Annotated in this window: 17 protein-coding genes; 4 read left to right on the top strand and 13 right to left on the bottom strand. The window is 55.6% G+C overall.

Going from position 1 to position 21,086, the window contains the following annotated elements:
* Positions 1-168: 168 nt before the first annotated feature.
* A complete protein-coding gene (locus tag ACFC25_RS01865; protein WP_376043646.1) occupies positions 169-795 on the top strand; it encodes a hypothetical protein in 627 nt (208 codons plus the stop codon).
* Positions 796-1,293: 498 nt separating this feature from the next.
* Complete coding sequence (locus ACFC25_RS01870; RefSeq protein ID WP_376043647.1) at positions 1,294-2,772, top strand: hypothetical protein; 1,479 nt, start codon at positions 1,294-1,296, stop codon at positions 2,770-2,772.
* Between the two features lie 1,371 nt (positions 2,773-4,143).
* Here the strand turns inward: ACFC25_RS01870 and ACFC25_RS01875 are convergent.
* From ACFC25_RS01875 to ACFC25_RS01925, 11 genes are all read right to left on the bottom strand, one after another.
* The gene (locus ACFC25_RS01875; RefSeq protein ID WP_376043971.1) at positions 4,144-5,235 is read right to left on the bottom strand and encodes a DegT/DnrJ/EryC1/StrS family aminotransferase; all 1,092 of its coding nucleotides are present in this window, start codon (positions 5,233-5,235) and stop codon (positions 4,144-4,146) included.
* 5 nt (positions 5,236-5,240) lie between these two features.
* Positions 5,241-6,503 (bottom strand): glycosyltransferase, encoded by a 1,263-nt coding sequence (locus ACFC25_RS01880; RefSeq protein ID WP_376043649.1) that lies wholly within the window; start codon positions 6,501-6,503, stop codon positions 5,241-5,243.
* Positions 6,466-7,476 carry a GDP-mannose 4,6-dehydratase gene (gene gmd, locus ACFC25_RS01885; protein ID WP_376043651.1) on the bottom strand — a complete coding sequence of 337 codons (1,011 nt, stop codon included), beginning with the start codon at positions 7,474-7,476 and terminating at the stop codon, positions 6,466-6,468. Before gmd ends, ACFC25_RS01880 begins: the two co-directional genes overlap by 38 nt.
* A 49-nt stretch (positions 7,477-7,525) precedes the next feature.
* The gene (gene wecB / locus ACFC25_RS01890) at positions 7,526-8,692 is read right to left on the bottom strand and encodes a non-hydrolyzing UDP-N-acetylglucosamine 2-epimerase (protein ID WP_376043653.1); all 1,167 of its coding nucleotides are present in this window, start codon (positions 8,690-8,692) and stop codon (positions 7,526-7,528) included.
* 6 nt (positions 8,693-8,698) lie between these two features.
* The gene (locus ACFC25_RS01895) at positions 8,699-9,484 is read right to left on the bottom strand and encodes an NAD-dependent epimerase/dehydratase family protein (protein ID WP_376043655.1); all 786 of its coding nucleotides are present in this window, start codon (positions 9,482-9,484) and stop codon (positions 8,699-8,701) included.
* 302 nt (positions 9,485-9,786) lie between these two features.
* Complete coding sequence (locus ACFC25_RS01900; protein ID WP_376043658.1) at positions 9,787-10,839, bottom strand: SDR family NAD(P)-dependent oxidoreductase; 1,053 nt, start codon at positions 10,837-10,839, stop codon at positions 9,787-9,789.
* A complete protein-coding gene (locus ACFC25_RS01905; protein ID WP_376043661.1) occupies positions 10,836-12,062 on the bottom strand; it encodes a glycosyltransferase family 4 protein in 1,227 nt (408 codons plus the stop codon). Before ACFC25_RS01905 ends, ACFC25_RS01900 begins: the two co-directional genes overlap by 4 nt.
* Positions 12,063-12,064: 2 nt before the next feature.
* Complete coding sequence (locus tag ACFC25_RS01910) at positions 12,065-12,649, bottom strand: sugar transferase (RefSeq protein ID WP_376043663.1); 585 nt, start codon at positions 12,647-12,649, stop codon at positions 12,065-12,067.
* 52 nt (positions 12,650-12,701) lie between these two features.
* Positions 12,702-13,817 carry a DegT/DnrJ/EryC1/StrS family aminotransferase gene (locus tag ACFC25_RS01915; RefSeq protein ID WP_376043665.1) on the bottom strand — a complete coding sequence of 372 codons (1,116 nt, stop codon included), beginning with the start codon at positions 13,815-13,817 and terminating at the stop codon, positions 12,702-12,704.
* 10 nt (positions 13,818-13,827) lie between these two features.
* A complete protein-coding gene (locus tag ACFC25_RS01920) occupies positions 13,828-15,612 on the bottom strand; it encodes a polysaccharide biosynthesis protein (RefSeq protein ID WP_376043667.1) in 1,785 nt (594 codons plus the stop codon).
* Between the two features lie 315 nt (positions 15,613-15,927).
* Complete coding sequence (locus tag ACFC25_RS01925; RefSeq protein WP_376043670.1) at positions 15,928-17,436, bottom strand: polysaccharide biosynthesis tyrosine autokinase; 1,509 nt, start codon at positions 17,434-17,436, stop codon at positions 15,928-15,930.
* A 201-nt stretch (positions 17,437-17,637) separates the two neighbouring features.
* Here ACFC25_RS01925 and ACFC25_RS01930 point away from each other — a divergent pair, with 201 nt between their 5' ends.
* Both ACFC25_RS01930 and ACFC25_RS01935 read left to right on the top strand, forming a co-directional pair.
* Positions 17,638-18,768 (top strand): LCP family protein, encoded by a 1,131-nt coding sequence (locus tag ACFC25_RS01930; RefSeq protein WP_376043672.1) that lies wholly within the window; start codon positions 17,638-17,640, stop codon positions 18,766-18,768.
* A gap of 122 nt (positions 18,769-18,890) precedes the next feature.
* Positions 18,891-19,313, top strand: a complete 423-nt coding sequence (locus ACFC25_RS01935; RefSeq protein WP_376043675.1) for a VanZ family protein — start codon at positions 18,891-18,893, stop codon at positions 19,311-19,313.
* On the opposite strand, the gene galU is transcribed toward ACFC25_RS01935, so the two are convergent.
* Both galU and ACFC25_RS01945 read right to left on the bottom strand, forming a co-directional pair.
* On the bottom strand, positions 19,310-20,200 hold the full coding sequence (gene galU / locus ACFC25_RS01940) for a UTP--glucose-1-phosphate uridylyltransferase GalU (protein ID WP_376043678.1): 891 nt from the start codon (positions 20,198-20,200) through the stop codon (positions 19,310-19,312). The genes ACFC25_RS01935 and galU overlap by 4 nt on opposite strands.
* A 93-nt stretch (positions 20,201-20,293) precedes the next feature.
* A complete protein-coding gene (locus ACFC25_RS01945; RefSeq protein ID WP_376043680.1) occupies positions 20,294-21,073 on the bottom strand; it encodes an enoyl-CoA hydratase/isomerase family protein in 780 nt (259 codons plus the stop codon).
* Between the last annotated feature and the right edge of the window lie 13 nt (positions 21,074-21,086).

Raw genomic sequence — 21,086 nt, forward strand, 5'->3', positions numbered from 1 at the left:
ATGCTGCCCCGCGCGCTGGCGACGCTCCGTGAGCACCGGGCGACGCGGGCGCACCCCGCGGCGATGCTCGCCGAGAACCCCCAGACTGCACCGGACCCCGGACACCGCCCACACGGTCGCGTTCAGCCTGGCCCGGACGGTTCCGGGGAACACCCCCGATGCTCACCTTTGAAAACGGCCAGTACGCGGTCCCGAGCCATCTGCTCGGGGTACAGGAGTTTCGTCCGCACCCACGGCACTGGACCGGACGAGCAGGTCATCATCATCCACCACGGCACCGGCGGTCAGGTCGAAGTGGCCCGCCACGACCGGGTACGGCCCGGCAGCCCCGCGCTCAACGATGACCACTTCCCCGGAACCCGGGCAAAGATCGCCGGCGACTATGAGGTCAGGGCACGCAGCGCGGACGAGCCAGCGTTCTTCGCCATCGGCGACGGCGCCCGGACCTGGCTGATCGAAGCCGCCGCGGCCAGAACAGAACGGATGAACGTGAAATGGCCGACGCCGTCACGCTGGCCAAAATTGCTGGCAAGTCCTCTTCATCGAGGAACCCGCTGGCCAGGCCCGGGCCATGCTCGCCTCCCGGGGCAAAGCAGTACATCCTACGAAAAACGATCCGTCCCGATCAGTTCCAACCTGCACCCCGGCCGGCTTCGACGAGCTCATGCCCAAAAACCCTGGCCGCGGCCACTGCTGACCGGCTCCTGCGCCACGCCCACGCTTGCCAGACCAACGGCGATTCCGTCCGCCTCACCCAGGCCCCTCGCCGGAAAAGGAGTCACCCAACTGAACTAACCACCCCAAGATTGGCCAACCCCGCCGAATCCATCAGTGGGCAGATCTGTTGGCCATCACCGTGCAGTTTTACTGGCCACCAGCGGGCACATCATCGGCCGCCCGCGGGCAGTATGTAATGGCCATTGACACGAGTTCTCTTGTCCAGGCGCCAATCTGGGAGTTTCCCCATAAAGCCCGGGACCAGGCACCTCACACCACCGCCCCGCTCGGACCGCAGGAACATAGCAAGTGGGAGGTTCTTCTCAGGAAGTGCGTACTTCCGTACCCGGCCAAGTATTCAAATGCGCTAAAACGCGTAGCCGCCACTGTGGTCGCTGCCATTCCAGAAGATCTACCGTCTATCCACGGCAATTGATGAACTCGGAGCGTTGAAATGCAAAGTCGCAGCAAATCCAAAACAACGCCTCGACTCCCATCGCGGTCTCGGAGTCGACGCTTCACAGGTCCCCTTGACAGAAGACGCGCGTTGGTATCTCCTGCACACAAGGTGCAGCCATGACCCACTGGAACGACCTCCAACAGGATTTGGATACCGCGCTGGGCAAACCAGTTAAGCGACGCAAGCTTTTCGGACTTGGCAGTCTTATTACTAGCATTACGGGCGCTTCCTTGATTTCAGCCATCAGTCCTGATCAAGCCAACGCCGCCGCCCGGGTGGAAAATACACCCAACCTATACGTTCCCATCGCAGAAAAGGGTGTGGCATCCGGCGTCGCAACACTTGACAATCAGTCGAAGATCCCCGCCGTTCAGCTTCCCGACCTTTCTGCCACATTTGCCCGCCCTAGCGTGGATACCGATTTTACGGCGGGCCTAACAGATCGTGGCCAAAGACTGCTTCAGGTTCGTGAAGCACCTCTCACTCCCTACCAATTTGGCGCCGTAACGCCAGTACTAACATCAGATAACACAACCGCGATAGCCGCGTTGTGGTCCAAAGCAGCAATGGCAGCCAATCCTGAAATCAGGTTGCCCGCTGGTTACTGGAACATGAAGGGACCCAACGCTGGCAATCTTCCGCTCGTCTCGAACCTCAAGATTTCAGGGGCAGGAAGACTGAAGACGCAGGTTACGATAGCCAACTCATCCATGCGCCCGATGTTCAGCTGGAATAATGAAGTGAGCGGCGTCGAAATGAATTCCATGTATCTTAATGTTGGGGGTGGCGGCGGGGACATATTTGCCCCCGGCCCAACGGGTGGCATTCATGCGTCAACATTCCGCAGCATGTTCATTAGTCAACAAATACCTAATCGGCGGATCTGGTTCCAGGATAATGGTGCCTCATTCATCCATAATACATTCGTGGATGTAGAAATGCAGCGAACCACAGAGGCAACAGTAACCGCATTCCATATTCGAAGCACAAAGGGCGCTGCTAATTTCAACCTATTTGAGCAAGTAAGAATAAACGGTAGCAACAACAGACTCACGCCATTCTTCTATTTTGAATCCTCGCTTGCACAAACATTCTTAACCGATTGGACGTTCATTAATCTTCTAGGAGAGCAAAATCCAGGCGGCATGATTCACGCAGCTGCGGCCTTCAACTGGACCCTAATAAATGCTACGGATGAAGATTCCACCGTACCCTATTCGGCAGATCTATTCAGATTTATTTCAAATTCGTCAGGACTCGCACCCCGCGATCTTACGTTTATCGGTTGCGGGAGGCGTGGATCAACACTGGCCCCAGGCGTCTATGATTTCAATGTTGCAATGACGGGTTCCAATATCACACTCATCAACTGCAATCCAACACCAACATCAGCCACTGCCAAAGTTCTTCTACCGCCAAATTCAACCATAATTGGAGGCCGGAACTTTCCCCAGCAACTCCAAGGCAGAGGATCGCCCGAGGGTGTTGTCACCGCCGTTCGCGGCTCCACCTGGATGCGGTCAGACGGAGGTGTTCGCTCGTCGTTTTACGTTAAGGAATCTGGCGACTCAAATACTGGATGGGTCGCTAAATGAACCTAACTTATCGTGACGGTCCAGTTATCATCAGCCCGAGTCGCTATTCGAAAAAAGCTTCAAACTCCGGTCTGTGGAACTTCATGAAACTCTTCGGCACACTATGCAATAACTCGCCCACCAGACGATAAGATTCACCATGGCCAGGCCTGCCATCGCCCACGCAGCGCCCTGAATCCCGCTCTGAGCTGCGAAGTAGATCACTACTATTGGTCTCACGATCGCGGTAGACAAGCGTAGAAAAAACGAACGGGAACCCACTTGCCTCGATCTATGCCCGGCAGCCGCCACGCTGCCGCCTAGTGCCAGCAGCGACTCAAGCGAGAGGGGTAGCAAAATTTGGCTGGCCAACGTCCAGGTTTGGCCCAGCAGTGCGGCACCGATTGTCGGAGGAATGAGAACCACTACGACGAGAAGGGGGGCGACCAACGACATGGTTGCCGCCGCCCCGAAAATAGCACTCCTCAACTCGTGCATTGGTCCCACTTGGCGAGCTCTGCTGAGATACGGAAGACTCAATGACCGAGTTGTGGTTGAAAGCAAATTGGCTGGGCCGAGAATGGTAGCTGCCCCCCTCAAAGCCGCTAATATGGTGGGCCCAAAGATTCCGCCGAGGAGAGTTGTCGTAAGTAGCGACCCTCCACTGCCGACCATATAGTCCGCGCCGAACCAAATCGCGTTCCGAGTCCCTTTGACGTCGCGTCGCCATTTCGGAATAAAAGAGAATCTACTGTGGAGCGCCGCTACGATTCCCATAAGGGCACCCATTGCTGCCCAAAAAGAAAATGCAGAAATCGCTGGGACCGGAATGAAGAGAAGGGCTAGCCCGAGGACCAAAACTGCCCCCGACCAGACTAATCCAAGGGTTAATGCAATGCCGGAACTATTAATAAGCGCATTTGTCAGTCGCACAAAGTCAAGCGCAACTATTCCCGGCAAGCAAAGTCCGAGCACGGCTATAAACGGCATTGACCACATGGCACCAACCGTCAATAGAATGAAAGACGTCGCTAAGGAGATGAAGACGGCTCTCTGAAATCCGTCGTGAAGGGCTACGCGGCTCGGCTTAGTTGAAAGTGTGGTCTCCGTGACCGTGGCGCGGATCATTCCATTGGCTAAAAGATATACAGTCATTGCGAACGCAAACGAGCCGAACTCGGCAACCGTGCTTGACCTAGCGATTGAAACAGAAAGAACCAAACTTGATATCGCAAAAAGTCCATCGACAACAACTGCCGCCAAAGCTCGTCGATTACCAATCATGCTCTTCAACCTGCCAGATCCTGGCGTATCACCAAGGCCTGCAGTGAGCTGCCTTGAGAGGACCCACTTTCAGCTGGAGCCGATTGGATAAATGGACGTGTCATTCGATCACAGTGCACAAGCTCTGAGTAGACTCGACGCGACATACTCAACTTCGTCCGGCTTCATGGCGGGGAAGGTTGGAAGACTCAGTCCGGACTTCGCCAAGTTATGGGCAATAGGAGTGGGGTGTGCTCGGAAATCTGTCAAATACGGCATCGACTGCACTGTATTAAAGACAGGGCGTGTTTCTATGCCCTCAGTCCTTAATTTCAACATGATTTCATCCCGTTGCGCCGCAGCTGCACCCTCAACCTGAACGGAGTACATCCAGGGGCTAGCTGACGCGCCCGGAGCCCTCCCCTGCGGCGTCAACGCGGGGCTGCCCTCGAATAATCTGTCATAGTGATCCACGACACGCTGGCGAGCACTCAACAGATCAGGGATGCGCTCCAACTGCGCGCAAAGAATAGCGGCGGCTAGATTCGTCATACGATAGTTATAACCGAGGACGTCGTGGAAGTATCGACGGTTTTCATGGTTACCCTGATTTCTCAGTTTTCGCACTCGGCGATCAAGTTCGGCGTCCTCAGTGACAATCGCCCCGCCTTCACCGCTGGTGACTACCTTGTTTCCGAAAAAAGAAAACGTGGATACGTCAGCTAGGACTCCTACCGGCATGCCGTGGAGACTCCCCCCGATGGACTCCGCAGCATCTGCAATAAGAAGCACTCCTGCTTGCCCACAGAGCTCTTTCAGTAAAACGTAATCCGCCGGATGGCCGTACAGATCTACAGCAATGACCGCACGGGTATTAGTTGTGAGTGCTTCGCGCACGGCCTCTGAATCAATGCACCATGTTATGGGGTCCACATCGACAATCACAGGTAGCGCACCGACGTAGAGAACCGCGTTCAGCGTCGCGACGTACGTAGTCGATGGAATGATGACCTCGTCGCCGGGTCCAATGTCGAGCCCCAGAAGGGCAAGATGGAGGGCAGCAGTTCCGTTGCTCACAACCGCCGCGTGTGCGGAACTTGCAATGGTCGTGAGTTGATCTTCGGCGCGGACGACGTAATCACCGAGAGAAGATATCCACCCACTGTCGAATGCATCCAGAAGGTACTTCCGCTCCAGGTCGGTAATACTGGGGCGAGACATCGGAATCACTTCTTAACCTTCTTCTGTAGATACTCTGGCTTACGCGCATGCCCACTGGCCCAATCAAAAACCTGAAGATACTCTTCAGCCGTATCTTTCCATGTTCGCGATCGAAGGAACCTGGCTGGCCCCCTGAGTTCATTGCGATACTGGGCGTAGTTGCCTATGACTTCATCTAGAGCAACGAGAATCTCCGGAACGCTGTCACAATCAAACGTGGGTGCGTTTAGATTGAGATCGACTAGCTGTGACTTGATTGGTGGGATAGAACTTGCTACAAACGGAAGTTCACGAACTATTGCTTCAAAAATTGGGCCACTGGCGGCCTCCCATCGGCTGGGCATCACAAGAATGTCCGCTTTCTGGTATTCGCCCTCCAAAGCAGCGGTGTCCACATAACCGAGCCAAGTTACACGGTCGGCAACGCCAAGATCCGCCGCGACCTGTTTAAGCTCACTGGCGAACGGCTCGACTTCCAGCCCTGTACATGTCAGGTGAAGTTGTTCGCGTTCTGCCATTGCCCTCAAGACTAGTTCGTGGTTCTTATGCGGCGTGACCGAAGCTGGGAGAAAAAGCATGATCGGTCCCGAAGATAGTTCATGCGCCTTTACAGCGGGACCACAGTTTAGTACGGGAAGGGCTATCCTAAATACTTTCTCTTCCGCATCGGGGAACAGCCTTATAAGGTGCTCGTATGGATGGGCCCAACTACAAATTACTGCCTTCGCTCTTGATACATTTTCCCTAATGATCGACTGATCCATCTCTGATGCCAGACCGGCCTCGAACACTCGTAGGTCATGCACGGTGACAACCGCAGTCTGCGCACGTGCAATTGCACGGTGAAATGGAAACCATGTAGCGCCTGATCGCAGTAGGCGTTCCGTAGAACGCGCCCTCAACCTCCGAACCAACCCGACCATGTTCGATGTTTTCCAACGAGTGGGGAGTACTCTCCGAAGTGCCGTCTGCCAAACGCTTTCAGCTCGAAATATCGAGGCAACTTCCATGAAGTCCGGAACGGAACCGGGAAATTGTTTCGCCCAACTCCCGGCTGTGCCAACTGACACCAGGCAGCGAGGTCTGAGCCCCAACTCAAATAGCCCCTGAACGACGCCAACTGCTACGCTCTCGACACCACCGCCGCTCGCCGGCGCAATTCCTGTTAAATCCACGTCCAAGGGACGATTCCCCCCGGGCTGACCATCGTAGCTGGGGCCTATGCCGGGCCTAGATGTCGATGCGGACAAGCTTTCCAGACCTTTCATCGCGGACGCTTTGCAAGTCCTCGTCAACCATAAGGTTTACAAGCTCCGTAAACGTAGTCTTCGGTTTCCAGCCTAGGACGCGCGCAGCTTTGGAAGGGTCTCCGATTAGTGCATCTACTTCGCTGGGACGTTCGTAGCGAGCGTCTGTTCGGACATATTTTTCCCAGTCGAGATTGACCCGCGCGAATGCGGCTTCAACGAATTCGCGTACAGAGTGCGCTTCGCCTGTTGCAATCACGTAGTCATCGGCGGTCTCCTGCTGCACCATCATCCACATCGCTTCTACGTATTCCGGTGCATACCCCCAGTCGCGAACGGCGTCCATGTTGCCGAGGATTAACTCGCTCTGTAGGCCCTCCACGATACGTGCGACGGCCCTGGTGATTTTTCGCGTGACAAAAGTTTCACCGCGGCGGTGGCTCTCGTGATTGAACAGAATCCCATTTGAAGCATGAATTCCGTAGGCTTCACGGTAGTTTACGGCCGCCCAGTAGCTGTAGACTTTGGCGGCGCCATATGGACTGCGCGGATGAAACGGGGTTTCTTCATTTTGCGGAGGTGGGGTAGAACCAAACATTTCTGACGAAGAAGCCTGATAAAAACGAGTCTCCAACCCGCTTGCACGAATCGCTTCCAGCAGACGAATCGTCGCCACTCCGGTTACGTCGGCAGTGTATTCAGGAACATCGAATGAAACAGCGACGTGGCTTTGGGCACCCAAGTTGTAGATTTCATCCGGCTGAACATCCCGAACTAGGTTGGTTAGCGACCCAGCATCGGCAAGGTCGGCATAATGGAGGAACAGATTGTCCGGCCTAGATCCGAGTTCCCTACTCAGATTTTCCAGACGCGAGGTATTGAACGAGGATGAGCGGCGCTTCGTTCCATGGACTTCGTATCCTTTAGCTAAGAGCAGCTCAATCAGGTAGCTTCCATCTTGGCCAGTAGATCCCGTAACCAATGCTTTCTTCACAACTTTTTCCTAGCTTCTTGTTGGATATCTTTTTTCATCATCTAATTAACTAATCAATGGCAACGTTCGGCGTACGTGTGGGCACAATTTGCCGTATGCCCGTTCTCTGCGCGTGGCTGTGCGCGGTGGAGCGGATAAAATTGACCACACGCCGAGACGTATCTGAAATAATGTAGTCCGCCGGAGGAGCGACAAAGCCCTCCTCGGCGTTCTGCTGCAAAGTCATGGCTACGGCATCCAGGATGCTGTCTTTGGTTAGTCCCGCTGTGATAATGCCGCCCGTGTCAATCGACTCGGGTCGCTCAATAAAGTCCCTCAATGTCACCGCCGAAAATCCCAAGAGCGAAGATTCTTCGCTAATGGTGCCGCTGTCAGACAGCACGATCAGCGCCTCACGCTGTAGCTTCACGTAGTCGTTGAAGCCAAAAGGCACATGCAGAATGACTCCACCCTTGATATCTGGAGGCTGCTCTTCCAACTTTTTTCGCGTCCTTGGGTGTGTGGAAAGAAGGATAGGTACCTGATACCGGGCGCCCACCGCGTTCAATGCCTCGAAGACGGTACGCAGACGCTCCGGGCTGTCAACGTTTTCTTCACGGTGGAGACTCACCATGATGTACCGCCGAGTCGTCAGCCCTTGCCGAACCAAAACATCGCTCGCGTCGATGGCATCGGCGTTCGCGGCCAAGACCTCGCGCATCGGCGAACCTGTGAGCAGAATTCTCGAAGGGTGAATGCCTTCGGCCAGCAAATTCCGCCTAGCATGCTCTGTGTAGACCAAGTTGTAATCCGCCACGTGATCCACCAGCCGGCGATTCACTTCCTCCGGCACGTTCTCGTCAAAACACCTGTTGCCCGCTTCCATGTGGAAGACAGGAATTTTAAGACGGCGAGCCATAACCGCCGAGATACAGCTGTTCGTGTCTCCTAAGACCACCATGGCGTCCGGTTTTTCTTGGAGGAGCACCGCCTCCACCTTCGTCAGAATGGATCCCAGAACTGCCCCCAACGACGAAACGTCTGCGGCGAGAAAATGATCAGGCTTGCGCAGCCCAAGGTCTTCGAAAAAGACATCGTTAAGCTCGTAATCGTAGTTCTGGCCCGTGTGAACCAGGACGTGGTCCGTGTACTTGTCGAGCCGTTTGATAGTTGCCGCGAGGCGGATTATCTCCGGCCGCGTACCCACTACCGTTGCCACCTTGAGCCTCATCGTCATGATGTTCTAAACTTCCTCTGAAAATGTGTCAGGGTTTGACGGATCAAAAATTTCATTAGTCCAAAACATGGTGTATAGATCCATATCACCGGTATTTGTGATGTTGTGGCTCCATAGCGTTGGCATATCAATAGCCACGGGAGAATCTCCAGAAACGCTGAATCTCAGAACTTGATCACTAAACAAGCGCCGCATCGAAATTTCGGCTTGCCCAGCCAAGACCACAAACCTCTCCACCTTGCGGCGATGGTAATGATCACCTCTGCTTATTCCAGGCATTGTCGTTGAAAATGACGTTTGTCCGTCTCCGCCGTGCGACCGGCATACTTCAAAGAAGCTCCCTCGTGCGTCGGCTCTTCGATCCAAGACAAAAGGAAGCTCATCTCCGGTCCGGAAGGAGCGATAGGTATTGAATAACTCCACATCAAAGTCCGAACTCAAGCTCGGGATGTCACCAGAACGGTACAACTCCGAAATCTGTTGGAGCTGAGTCAGTAAAGTGGAGACGGTCATTCGGGCTGTAAATTTGTACAAGTCCTCGGCTTTCAGCCTTCCGAGCAACAAGTCAGCCGCGTTTTGAGCATGAAGAAGCTCCAGCTCGCGGTCTTCCATTACCTCTGGCCTCTGGCCGCTTTGTATCAGGTGACAAAAAGTTGCGACTACCGAGTTATAAAACGGTTTTCCGTGTTCTCCAAACAGGTTTGGCAGGAGGACATCCTTAAATTCCGCGCCCACGTCATCGGCTGCACGCCGCAGGATCTCGCTGGCTTCAGCCTTTGCCGCTCCGTACACAGAGCCGTTCCCCGCTTGGATAGAGTTCGCGAAAACAACCGCCGCCGGTGGCGAAGCAGCTGACCGTAGCGACGACGCCACTTGCTGGGCCAGGAGTACGTTGCCCGTATGCACTTCGTGCTCGGTGCCTCGATTGATGCCGGCAAGGTGGACAAATCGATCCCCACCCGACGTGGCCGCGGTCGCTAGCTCAGGACGGAACGAGTCCCCAAGTCTGACCGCGGCGACGTCACCCCCCAAGCTATGGACAAGGCAGCGAACGTGAAACCCGAGAAAGCCACCGCTTCCTGTAAGTGTGACCCTCACTGCGCCTCGACTAATCTCGCGGTCTTGCCGGCAGAGGCCAGTTCGCGGCGGATCTCGGGCAACGTCAGTAAGAGATTCTCAATCTCTGGGACTGTCATCTGCTCCACCGTGTGAGAGTCATAGTCGCCATAATTCGACTGATTTATGTCGCCGGATTCGAAATAGAGGCTGTAGTTCAGATCTCGATTATCGGCAGGTACTTTGAAGTAGTCTCCCATATCCTGAGCACGAGTCAGTTCCTCGCGAGTGGCCAGCGCCTCGGACAATTTCTCTGCATGTCGGGTGCCAATCACGTTTACTTCGGACTTTGCCTCAAACAGGTTGGCCACAGCCTGAGCGAGGTCTGCAATCGTAGATGCCGCAGCTTTCTTCACGAACAAATCACCCTGTCTGGCATTCGCGAACGCGAATTCAACCAGACTGACTGAATCAGCCAGAGACATCAGAAAACGAGTCATGGCTGGATTTGTAACCGTGAGCGATTTACCGGCCTTTAGCTGGCTAATAAATAGAGGAATGACAGAGCCACGCGAATACATCACATTCCCATATCGAACGCACGAAACGATTGTGTCTGCTTGAGGGTTGTTCAACCCATGAGATTGGGCAATCTTTTCCATCATGGCTTTGCTCATCCCCATAGCATTTACCGGGTATACGGCCTTGTCTGTACTCAAGCAGACAACGGAGGAGATTCCGTTCTTCTCGGCGGCTCGAACTACATTCTCACTGCCCATGATATTAGTTCGGACAGCTTCCATAGGAAAGAATTCACACGACGGAACTTGTTTCAAAGCCGCGGCATGGAATACATAATCGGCATTTTTCATGGCCCGGTCCACGCTGTCGAAATCACGGACGTCCCCTACGTAGAACTTCAGACGAGGATCCGGAAGCTCATGACGCATGGCGTCTTGTTTGGCCTCATCGCGACTCAGAATGCGAATTTGCTCGACGCCCGTGGCCAACAACTTCTCGGCAACGGTGTGGCCGAACGAACCAGTGCCGCCAGTGATGACAATCTTCTTGCCTGCGTATGCTGAACTCAACAGACGTTCCTCCCATTTAATGACGCTACATCTCTTAAGATCCGTCTGACTGCCGCGATGCCGTTATCTGGTGAAAACTTGTTTCTGTGTAGGTCGCGACAGCGTACCGCCATCGCTTTCCTGTCCGCGACATCGATCGCCGCCGCCGTTCTCATCGTCGCGGCAAGCGAAACTGGGTTCTCGGGCAGCGCGGTCCAGCCGACACCGGCCTCAGCGCAGATTTCTTCGAGATCACCTTGGACAGTGCTGACTACTGGAATGCCGTGCGCCATGGCCGCCTGGAACTTCGATGGGATGGTCATTCGGAACAACGGGTCGTCCTTCAGTGTCACCAGGTGAAACTCGGATGCCGCATAGACGCTATACATCTCAGCTTTGGTTACCCTCCCGTGAAAAATGACATTTGGAAGTTTGTGATCAGTCGAAAACTTTTGCAATGACGCCTCCAGGACGCCCGACCCATAGATGTGGATCTCAATCTCGGGAGAATCTCGAAGTAATTCTGCGGCACGGAGAATAGTTTCCACGTCCTGCATCACACCCAAATTCCCCGCATAGACGAAACGGACTCTCGTCGTCTTCGAGGGCGAGCCGCCTTCACTGACTTCTTCTGCAAAGCTCGGGTCCCAATTCAAGATCGTGGTGATCTTGCCTGCGTCGACTTTCCGACCGACGAGAGCCTCTTTCATACTCGGAGAAATGACAACGATGTGAGAGGCTGCAGAATAGATCGGCCGAAGTACGGACGAAAGAGTCGAACCTACCAACGAGGATATCAATCCCCTAGCCAACATCCCCGAGCTCGTGACGGATTCCGGCCAAAGATCCTGGATGTGGAGGACATACGGCACGCCCTTCCACTTTCTGAGCCACCAGGCCGCCATCGAAGCAGTCATTGGCGTTGCATAAACGTAGATCACGTCCATATCTGCCAACACATGAGCCCGCCGTATACTCGCAACGGCAAAGGAAAGAAAGGTCCGCATACGATTTTTCGCATTGGCGTCATGGCTGAGAAATGAACTAACTCGATAGACCTCAGCACCAGCGATGTTCTCACGAAAGGAACTCTCCTGAGAATATCCGTCATAGATCTTGCCGAATGGATAACTGGGAAATCCCGTAAGCACCCGCACATCGTCACCAGCCAGGACCGATTGTTCAGACAGACTATTTGGGAGCGAGAACTGTTCGGGCGCAAACCATTGAGTCAGCATTCCCATCTTCACTCCGAGACCTCCCGATCAGCAACCGTACCCATGAATTCCGGCATTGTTGCGTGCTGCTCAGAAGAGATTCCGTCCCGCCGCAACACTGTTGCAAAAGTCCAGCAAACTATCTTAAAGTCAAGCAATGCGCTTCGGCTCTCTACATATTCGATGTCGAAGTCAAACTTCTCCTCCCACGACAGCACATTACGTCCCCGGACTTGTGCTAATCCGGTTATCCCGGGCCGCACCTCGTGCCTCCTGGCCTGCTGAGAGGAGTATCTGCCCAGATACTGCACGAGGAGTGGTCGGGGACCGATTAGGCTCATATCGCCTTTGAGAACATTGAGCAGGCTGGGAAGTTCGTCCAAACTTGTGGATCTAAGAAACCTTCCAAAGTCTGTCAGCCGTTGCTCGTCACTAACGAGACCCCGACTTTCATCCGACTCGACCATGGTTCGGAACTTCTTTAGTAGGAATACTCGACCGTGGCGCCCCGGGCGGTCTTGTGTAAAAAATACCGGCCGGCCCATCTTGGCTGCGACGGCCACAGATATTGCGAGAATCAGGGGGCTAAGGAAAATAAGCCCGGCACCTGCCACACAAACGTCGACGGCTCGCTTCCAAGAGTCATAACTTCTGGTCCGCAAATTTTTACCTGGCCTTCACAAGGAAAGAAGAAAGCCGATCAAATATTCGATCTACCTGAGAATCCGCCAAGGCTGAACCCGAAGGGAGCGTTAGACCATTGCGAAAGAATTCTTCGGATGTGCCATCAACCATGCGTTCTGCCCTGTCGAAGACCGGCTGCAGGTGCATGGGTTTCCAAAGAGGCCTCGCCTCGATATCAGCTACGGACAAGAAGTCAGCAAGCTGCGTGGATGTGAACCCCGCGGTTACTGGATCAACGACGATCGAGGTCAGCCAGCAATTATCTTCGTGATCATTGCCGCCGCCAAACAGTTCGACTCCTGGGAAGTCTTGGAAAAAGGCCCGATATGCAGCTCTGTGCTTCCGTCGTTTCTCGATCATGGCCTCAAGCCGAAGGAGTTGAGCTCGGCCGAGCGCAGCCAACAGATTACTCATGCGATAGTTATAGCCGATATCCACATGTTCATAGTGGGCCACGGGCTGACGCGCCTGAGTTGCAAGGTATCGCACGTTCTTCGCAACGTCCTCGCTATCAGTAAGCAGCATACCGCCACCGGATGTTGTCATGATCTTATTGCCATTGAATGAAACGATAGCCGCGTTGCCGAAAGATGCTGCTGCTTTTCCATCGCGGCTTGCTCCCAAAGACTCGGCGGCATCAGCGATAACAAACAAACCGTATTTCTCGGCCACGCGGTTGATCCCGTCGAAATCACAGACCTTACCCAGTAAATCGACGGGAACAATAGCCCTAGCCGGACGGCCGGAGTCAGCGAGTTGGGCTGAAGCTTTCTCCAACAAATCAACGCTAATATTTCCGGACGCGTCAGAGTCAATAAAATAGGGTTGAGCACCTGTGTAGCGAATTGCATTCGCAGTGGCAGCGAAGGTCATGCTGGATGTCAGAACAATATCGCCGTCACCAATGCCGTGACTGAGCAAGGCAAGATGGAGTGCGGCAGTCCCGGAGCTTAGGGCAACAGCATGATCAACTCCAACGCGAGCTGCCATTTCTTCTTCAAACGCGTCTACATCTGGCCCCAGAGGAGCCACCCACCCCGACCTGAGTGCGCCCAAAACAAACTGCTCTTCAAGTTCGCCCACATCTGGCGATGACATGTAAATTCGGTTACTCAAAACGAGCCCCGTTCCTGGCAGTGCCATCAGTTTCTGCAACAAGGGTCAGATTGCCGTTATCCCAGGCCTGAACGCTCAACGCATCCGGGGCTAGTGGAGGAACTCCGGTGTGGCTAATCATCGGGTGAATGGGTCGGTCGTCGTGCTCACCTCTGCCAACAAGTTCCTCGTGTAACTTTTCGCCGGGACGAAGCCCTGTGATCACAATTTCGATCTTTCGTCCTGATCGAGCGATCATCCGTTCGGCAATATCCAAGATTTTGACCGGTTCGCCCATATCGAGAATCAATACTTCGCCGGGGCCACCGATAGCGCCAGCCTGAACCACAAGCTGACAGGCCTCGGGAATCGTCATGAAGTAGCGTGTCACGTCTGGATGAGTAAGAGTCACTGGGCCTCCGCCATCGATCTGCGCGGTGAAGGTCGGCAACATAGATCCTCTGCTACCAATCACATTGCCAAAGCGCACAGACAAGTAGCTCCTCCCCGTGTCCTGCGCGAACCAGGCCGTTAGGCGCTCACCGAGCCGCTTAGAGAATCCCAGAACGCTCGTGGGGTTGGCCGCTTTATCGGTGGAGATATTGACGAATGTTTCTACACCGGCGGCCCGCGCCGCCGAGAGAACGTTGACCGTGCCTAGGACGTTTGTTTGCCAAGCCTCATCCGGATACTGCTCCAACATAGGCAGGTGTTTGAGGGCGGCTGCATGAAATACAACCTCGGGCCTTCTGGCTAGAAACAAGCTTTCCAGAGTCGCGGCGTCACGAATGTCCGCGAGCACTACCTCCTTGGAGTCCAGCAAACCGTGGCCGGAAATTGAGATCTGAGCTCCTTGGAGGCCTGTCTCGTCCCGATCGAGCATGATGATTTCAGTCGGAGAGAACGTTACGAGCTGTCGGCATAGCTCCGAACCGATCGATCCCCCTGCGCCTGTCACCAAGACACGCTTACCTGTTACAAAAGAGGCAATTGATTCAAATTCTGTGTCGACAGGACGACGCCCGATAAGGTCCTCAATAGAAACATCGCGAAGGTCGCCAAGCCTCGCCTTACCTTCCAGTATGTCCGACAGCTGGGGCAAAATGAGGAGCCGCAAGCCGGCCAAATCCGCAGCGTCAGAAACCTTTCGGATGAGTTCGGCCTCAGCTCGGGCTATGGCGAAAATTAGGGTTTCCGCTCCGGTTTCGACAGCAACATCCGTCAGGTTGTCACAGTTGCCCCGCACGGGAATGCCGTCCAAACGAAAGCCGCTCTTGCGAGGATCGTCGTCGATGAGCCCTACCGGCCTATACGGAGAATATCGGTCTCGGAGCATGAGTTGGACGACGTGTTGTCCCAATTGACCTGCTCCGTACACAAGGGCAGGCATCGCCTCATCCCCGGGCCTCATTCCCCGCTCCTTTCGAACACGGTGAAGCATTCGGATTCCGGCCATAAGGATGAACGCCACAAGCATTGCAATGGGCGGGACGCTCCTTGGGAATTCTTCAGAGGCGGGCGAGAGCCACCGACTCACCGTGAGCACGACACCTACCGACACAACAACCAGCATCAAATTGTGCGCTTCGTGTCGCGATCCATAAGGATGGCGGTAACGATAGAGAGCCAGAAACCAACCGAATATAGCCTGAAACACGACAGCGACCAAAACTGCTAAAGCCGTCGCCTTAAAATTGATCAGCGCAATATTAAAATCGAGGCGCATAACACTTGCGGCAGGCAGAGCAATGGTCCACACGGCACTGTCGAGTAAATATTCACGCCAACGAAAGACCATCTGCGGCATTTGACGCGATGAGTTCCCCACTTTTCCCCCTAATTATGTCGTCGCGGCAAGGGCTTTGATTGGTACAAGCCCACAGTTGAGACCAATTTGCCGCGGAGACAGCATCCATTAAAACATGATCGGGGCCACGTTCGGCTCAGAAGATTCGTGGCTCGTCGCATTCGGCAGTGCCTGACGCGCAGGCACTTGTCTCATTACCCGCAGACTGATTGCAGACTTGACCCTCCATTGGCAGCAGACGCATGTGCGGGCCAACGAAACGAGTTGGATTCGGCAGGAAGTGTCCCGACGGCGGATCGCCGCCATTCATCTTGTCGAGCGCCTGGTGCGGGACGGCTGAAACGTCCTAGCCTCGGCCGTTCCCTTAGAGTCAGTAAGCAACCGGTCGAACTCGGTTAGCTGAACGGGAAGTTCAGTTGCATCGGACGACACGTATGATCCGTAGTAGCTGTACGCGTTAGCACCGGAAGTCGGGACTCGATTCAGCACAGCCCCGTAGATGTGGCCTTTTACACGCCGCAGGTTGTCGATTGCCTTGCCGAGCTCATCCTGCGTAGTCGTGCCCGCACGTACGACCACAATAGCTCCGTCAGCTATTCGCGACAGTACAGCTGCGTCCGTGACAGGCAGCAATGGCGGGGCGTCAATAATGACCATGGCGTCCTGGGCCAAAGTTCGGAGCATGCTATGCATTGCTTCGGATCCAAGCAATTCACTCGGGTTCGGAGGAATTCGTCCCGAACCTATGATTCGTAGATTGGGGTAGTGACCCCACCGTTGAAGTACATCTTGCAATTCGGCGCGTCCGCTGAGCACATCTGTGACGCCCACACCGGGGACCAGATTGAATATATTAACGACCGTCGGACGGCGTAGGTCTCCGTCCACGACAATGACCCTTTCGCCGGCCTCCGCCAAGATGGCAGCCAAGTTGGCAGTCACGGTGGACTTTCCCTCTGAAGGAATGGAGCTCGTGACAACTATGATTCGGGGAGGGTTGTCAACGTCGATGAATTGCAAATTTGTCCGAAGTTCTCGCAGCGCCTCGGTAATAGCATGGTTGCCCCTTCCTGTTGTCTCCGGGCCGAGGACCCGCCCGTCGAGGACCGTGCTCTTGCCGTCCAGACGATGATCCACAGGGAGTGTCCCGATGACTGGCACTCCGAACAACCGCTCGATGTCATCTGCACGCCTTATGCGCCTATCAAGGTGATTGCGCAAAAGGGCGTATCCGAGGCCTATGAGAAGTCCCGCCAACACACCCATGATCAGCGTGGCATTCACGTTTGGCGATACTGGTGTGGTCGGAAGGAGTGCTTTCCCTAATGGCACAATCCGTATGGACGGGCCACTGCCAGGCAGCGATTCGTTGGCAAGAGTTCGCTCGAGGTCGTCGACCTGCCCTGCTATACCTTGAAGCCATGAGTCAGCAATCTTCTGAGCGTTCGCAGGCACCGTCGACTCAGCTGTGACTTTGATCTCAGCTGTATCGACGGGGATGGTCACGGTGACTGTGCTGAGCAATGCGGCGGGCGTGACATCCAGGTTCAGATCGGCAATCACTCGATCAGCAACCAGCGGGGACATCGCTAGGGACTTGTAGTTCTTTGCCTTGGACTTGGCTAGACTGTCACCAGCTAAGGACAGGCTCAAGTTTTCGGATCCGCCCGCGACCACGATGCCGCTGGACTCGGATGCATAAATTCTCGGTTGCAGGACCGTCCACCCGTATGCAAGCATGCAGGCCACCGCCGTTGAAACCACGATAGCTTTCCAGTGGATACGCACCACGCGAAAATAATCCTTGAGAGCCATTCCCCCCGGACTCTCGTTGGGCGGTGCTGATTCCAAACTGTTCACGCGCTAGTCCCCTCCCGGCAAAGCCCCTACGGCTCACACGAACCTTCATTTTACGCTAAAGAGAACCCAGCTTGAGACATTCCAACGCCACCGAGTAGGTGCCAGCACAACTCGTCCCAACATCGTAATAGTTTCTATTTCAGAGAAAATGTGTAGGTGGGGCACGCCACGCAGTGGTCAGCCCGGTTGGTAGTATCCAAGAAGCCGACCCTCAACTTCAAGGAACATATGTCGTTCACCTTCGATACCGAAACTAACAAACGCGAACCGGAGCCGCGAAGCAAAAAAGCGAGCGCGAAAGTCCGCAACGCACTTCTCTGCGTCGCGTCTTTGGTATTGGTCGCGGCACTGGCGGCGGGTACTTATCTGTTCACTTTGGCACAGACATACAACTCCAACACAGAGAAGATTGAGACTGCTTTCCCGGAGGACGGCACACGGCCAGAGAAGCAGACGCCCGTGAACGGGAGGTCTGCGATGAACATCCTGCTCATGGGCAGCGACAGCCTCGGTGTCAGCGAAATTGACGCCGAGCGGGGAACCCCCTCCGACCAACGTTCCGACGTGATGATGCTGGTCCACATCCCGGCTGATCGCAAAAATGTGTACTCCGTCTCCTTGATGCGCGATCTCTGGGTCGCAATCCCTGGACACGGCGAAGCGAAGCTCAACGCGGCACTTGCCTTGGGCGGTGTCCCCCTGGTTGTGCAAACCGTGGAATCTATCTTCAACCAGCGGATCGATCACGTGGCAACCGTTAACTTTGAAGGCTTTAAAGGGCTGACCGAAGCTTTGGGCGGGGTACCCGTGACGTCTAATGTTGCCTTTAGCGTGGGCACGTACTCATATGCCGCTGGGCCAAATATGCTGAGCGGAGAGAAGGCCTTGGCATTTGTCAGGGAACGCCACGCCTTTGCTGATGGCGACTACCAGCGCGTAAGGAATCAGCAGGCCTTTATCAAAGGTGTCATTGCAAAGACCATGAACGCTGAAACCCTGTCCAACCCGGTGACTGTTAGTAACCTGGTCAATGTCTTTTCGCCGTTCGTGGCCGTGGATAAAACCCTCGACGCTGGCGCTATCGGCAGCCTCGCCGTAGAGCTCAAAGGCGTCCGGCCCCAGGACATGTCGATGTTTACACTACCCACCCGCGGTACGGGCACGTCAGCCGACGGGCAGTCGATCGTGATCACCGACCCCAACGCCATTCAGAAGATCTCCGCTGCTCTGGCCGAGGACAAACTGGGCGACTACATCGCAGCCAACAATTTCCAGAACGGAAACTGACGCACCTCGCATTTTCTGCCAACAGACGCCTAGCCAGGTCTTCGGGACGTATCTGAGAACGTCTGGAGGTTTTCATGAGGCACCTCGAAAACAGGCGGCTATGGCGTGCCATCCTTGTGGCGATGCTGGTGCCGCTGGGTCTTGTCGCATTTTGGCCGAGTCCTGTGGATCGGCCGATCCAAGGTGAGCTGGCGACTCTTCTGAGGTTCCTCCACGCCCAGGGAATTCCCACCTGGTTCAACTACAAATTCGTAGAAGCTTCTGCGAATCTCATCCTCTTTGTGCCGCTGGGCGTCGTTGCATCGCTGGCTTTTCCCGACAAGCGCTGGTGGCAAATCGGCGCATTCGGACTGATCGTTTCAGGCTTGATGGAACTGGGCCAGCTCCTATTCCTCCCCGACCGTTCTGCCACGCTACAGGATCTTGTCACCAACACCGTGGGTGCCCTAATTGGTGCATGGCTTGCCGTGGCAGGCCGAAGACGTTCACAGGCCCGCCGCTTGCTCAGCGGCGGGCCTGTAGAAGGCAGCAACAACGTCCGTTAGTTGACGAAGCCCTTCATCCAGGTTTTCAGGTCCTCGCCGAACTCCACTCGCTCGGAGGCAAGCGTGATGACGGCCTTGAGGTAGCTGAGCTTGTCTCCTGTGTCGAAGCGGCGCCCCTTGAACACCACACCGTAGACTCCGGAGCCGTCGCCTTCGCCGGCCGCCAGGGTCTGCAAGGCGTCCGTGAGCTGTATCTCTCCACCTCGGCCGGGCTCGGTCTTCTCCAGCACGCCGAACACCGACGGATGCAGCACGTACCGGCCGATCACGGCCAGGTTGGACGGCGCCTCGCCGGCTGCCGGCTTCTCCACGAGGCTGTTCACGCGGACGTAGTCCTCGCCCTCTATAGCCGTGATATCCGCGCAACCGTAGGCGCTGATCTGGGTGGGGTCCACCTCGATCAGCGCGATGACGGAGCCGCCCGTTTTTTGCTGCACGTCCATCATGGTTGTGAGCAGGCAGTCGGCCTCGTCGATCAGGTCGTCGCCCAGCAGCACAGCGAAGGGCTCATTTCCCACGTGCTGGCTGGCGCACAGTACAGCGTGGCCCAACCCTTTGGCTTCTCCCTGGCGGACGTAATGTATAGGGCCCAACTGCGAAGCGTGCTGCACGGCGTCAAGGCGCTCCTTGTCGCCCTTCAACTCCAAGGCTCGCTCCAGGCCAGGCTCGCGATCAAAATGGTCTTCGAGGGCCCGTTTGTTGCGCCCCGTGATCATCAGCAGGTCGGTCAGGCCAGCGGCGACAGCCTCCTCGACGACGTACTCAATGGCCGGCCTGTCGACGACAGGAAGCATTTCCTTCGGCATTGCCTTCGTGGCGGGCAGGAACCGAGTTCCCAATCCGGCAGCAGGAATGACGGCTTTGGTTACTGATTTCCCCGTAGTCATAGGTGAACCCTACAAATCATGACCAATCCTGGCAATCGAGGGAAAGGATCACAGCGGGTTTCCACCAGCTGATTCCGACAGACTCAACCGCCGCTAGCCCGTAAACTCTGGGTTTCGTTTCTCCTGAAATGCCCTGAAACCTTCAGCATAATCGTCGGTTTTACAGAGCCGTGCCTGCTCGGCATTTTCCTCTTCCATGGCCTCCCACAGGCCCAGCCGCTGGTCCCTGATGTGGGCCACCAGTTCCTTGCTTGCCTTGAAGGCGCCGGTGGCGCCAACCGCCACCTTCGCCACAATTGCCCGCGTGTTGTCCAAGAGTTCATCTGCCGGCATGGCCCGGCTGAAGAGACCCTGGGCCACGGCGTCGGCGCCGCTCATCAGCTCCGCTGTGTAAATCAGGTCCAGCGTCCGGTGCATGCCCAGCCGCTCGGTGAAGTACCAATGACCGCCGGAATCCAAGGTGGCGCCCAGTTTGGCGAACGGCGATCCGAATTTCGCGTTCTCGGCCACATACACCACGTCGGTGGCCAGCAGCAGGCCCAACCCCACCCCCAGGCACGCTCCGTGCGCCGCAGCGAACGTCGGCGCCGGGAAGCCGGCCATCTTCTTGAGGAGTGGCTGCACCAGCCCGGCCAGGTAGGCGGCCGCGTCGTCGCTCTCCGGCGATACGCCCGATATATCCCGGCCCGCACAGAAGGCCCGGCCCTCTCCCCTGAGGAGCAGCGCCCGGACCTCACCGCGTGAGGCGGCGGCAGCGGCGTCGTCGTACGCCTTGCCCAGCTCTTTGAGCGCCTGCTCGTCCAGCGAGTTCAGCTTGTTCGGCGCATCCAGCACTACCTCGGCGACGCCGTTGCTGATGGAGAGGGAAATCATGGGGCTCCTTGGT

It is taken from the genome of Pseudarthrobacter sp. NPDC055928 (assembly GCF_042270935.1).
In the GTDB taxonomy this organism is placed as follows: Bacteria; Actinomycetota; Actinomycetes; order Actinomycetales; family Micrococcaceae; genus Arthrobacter.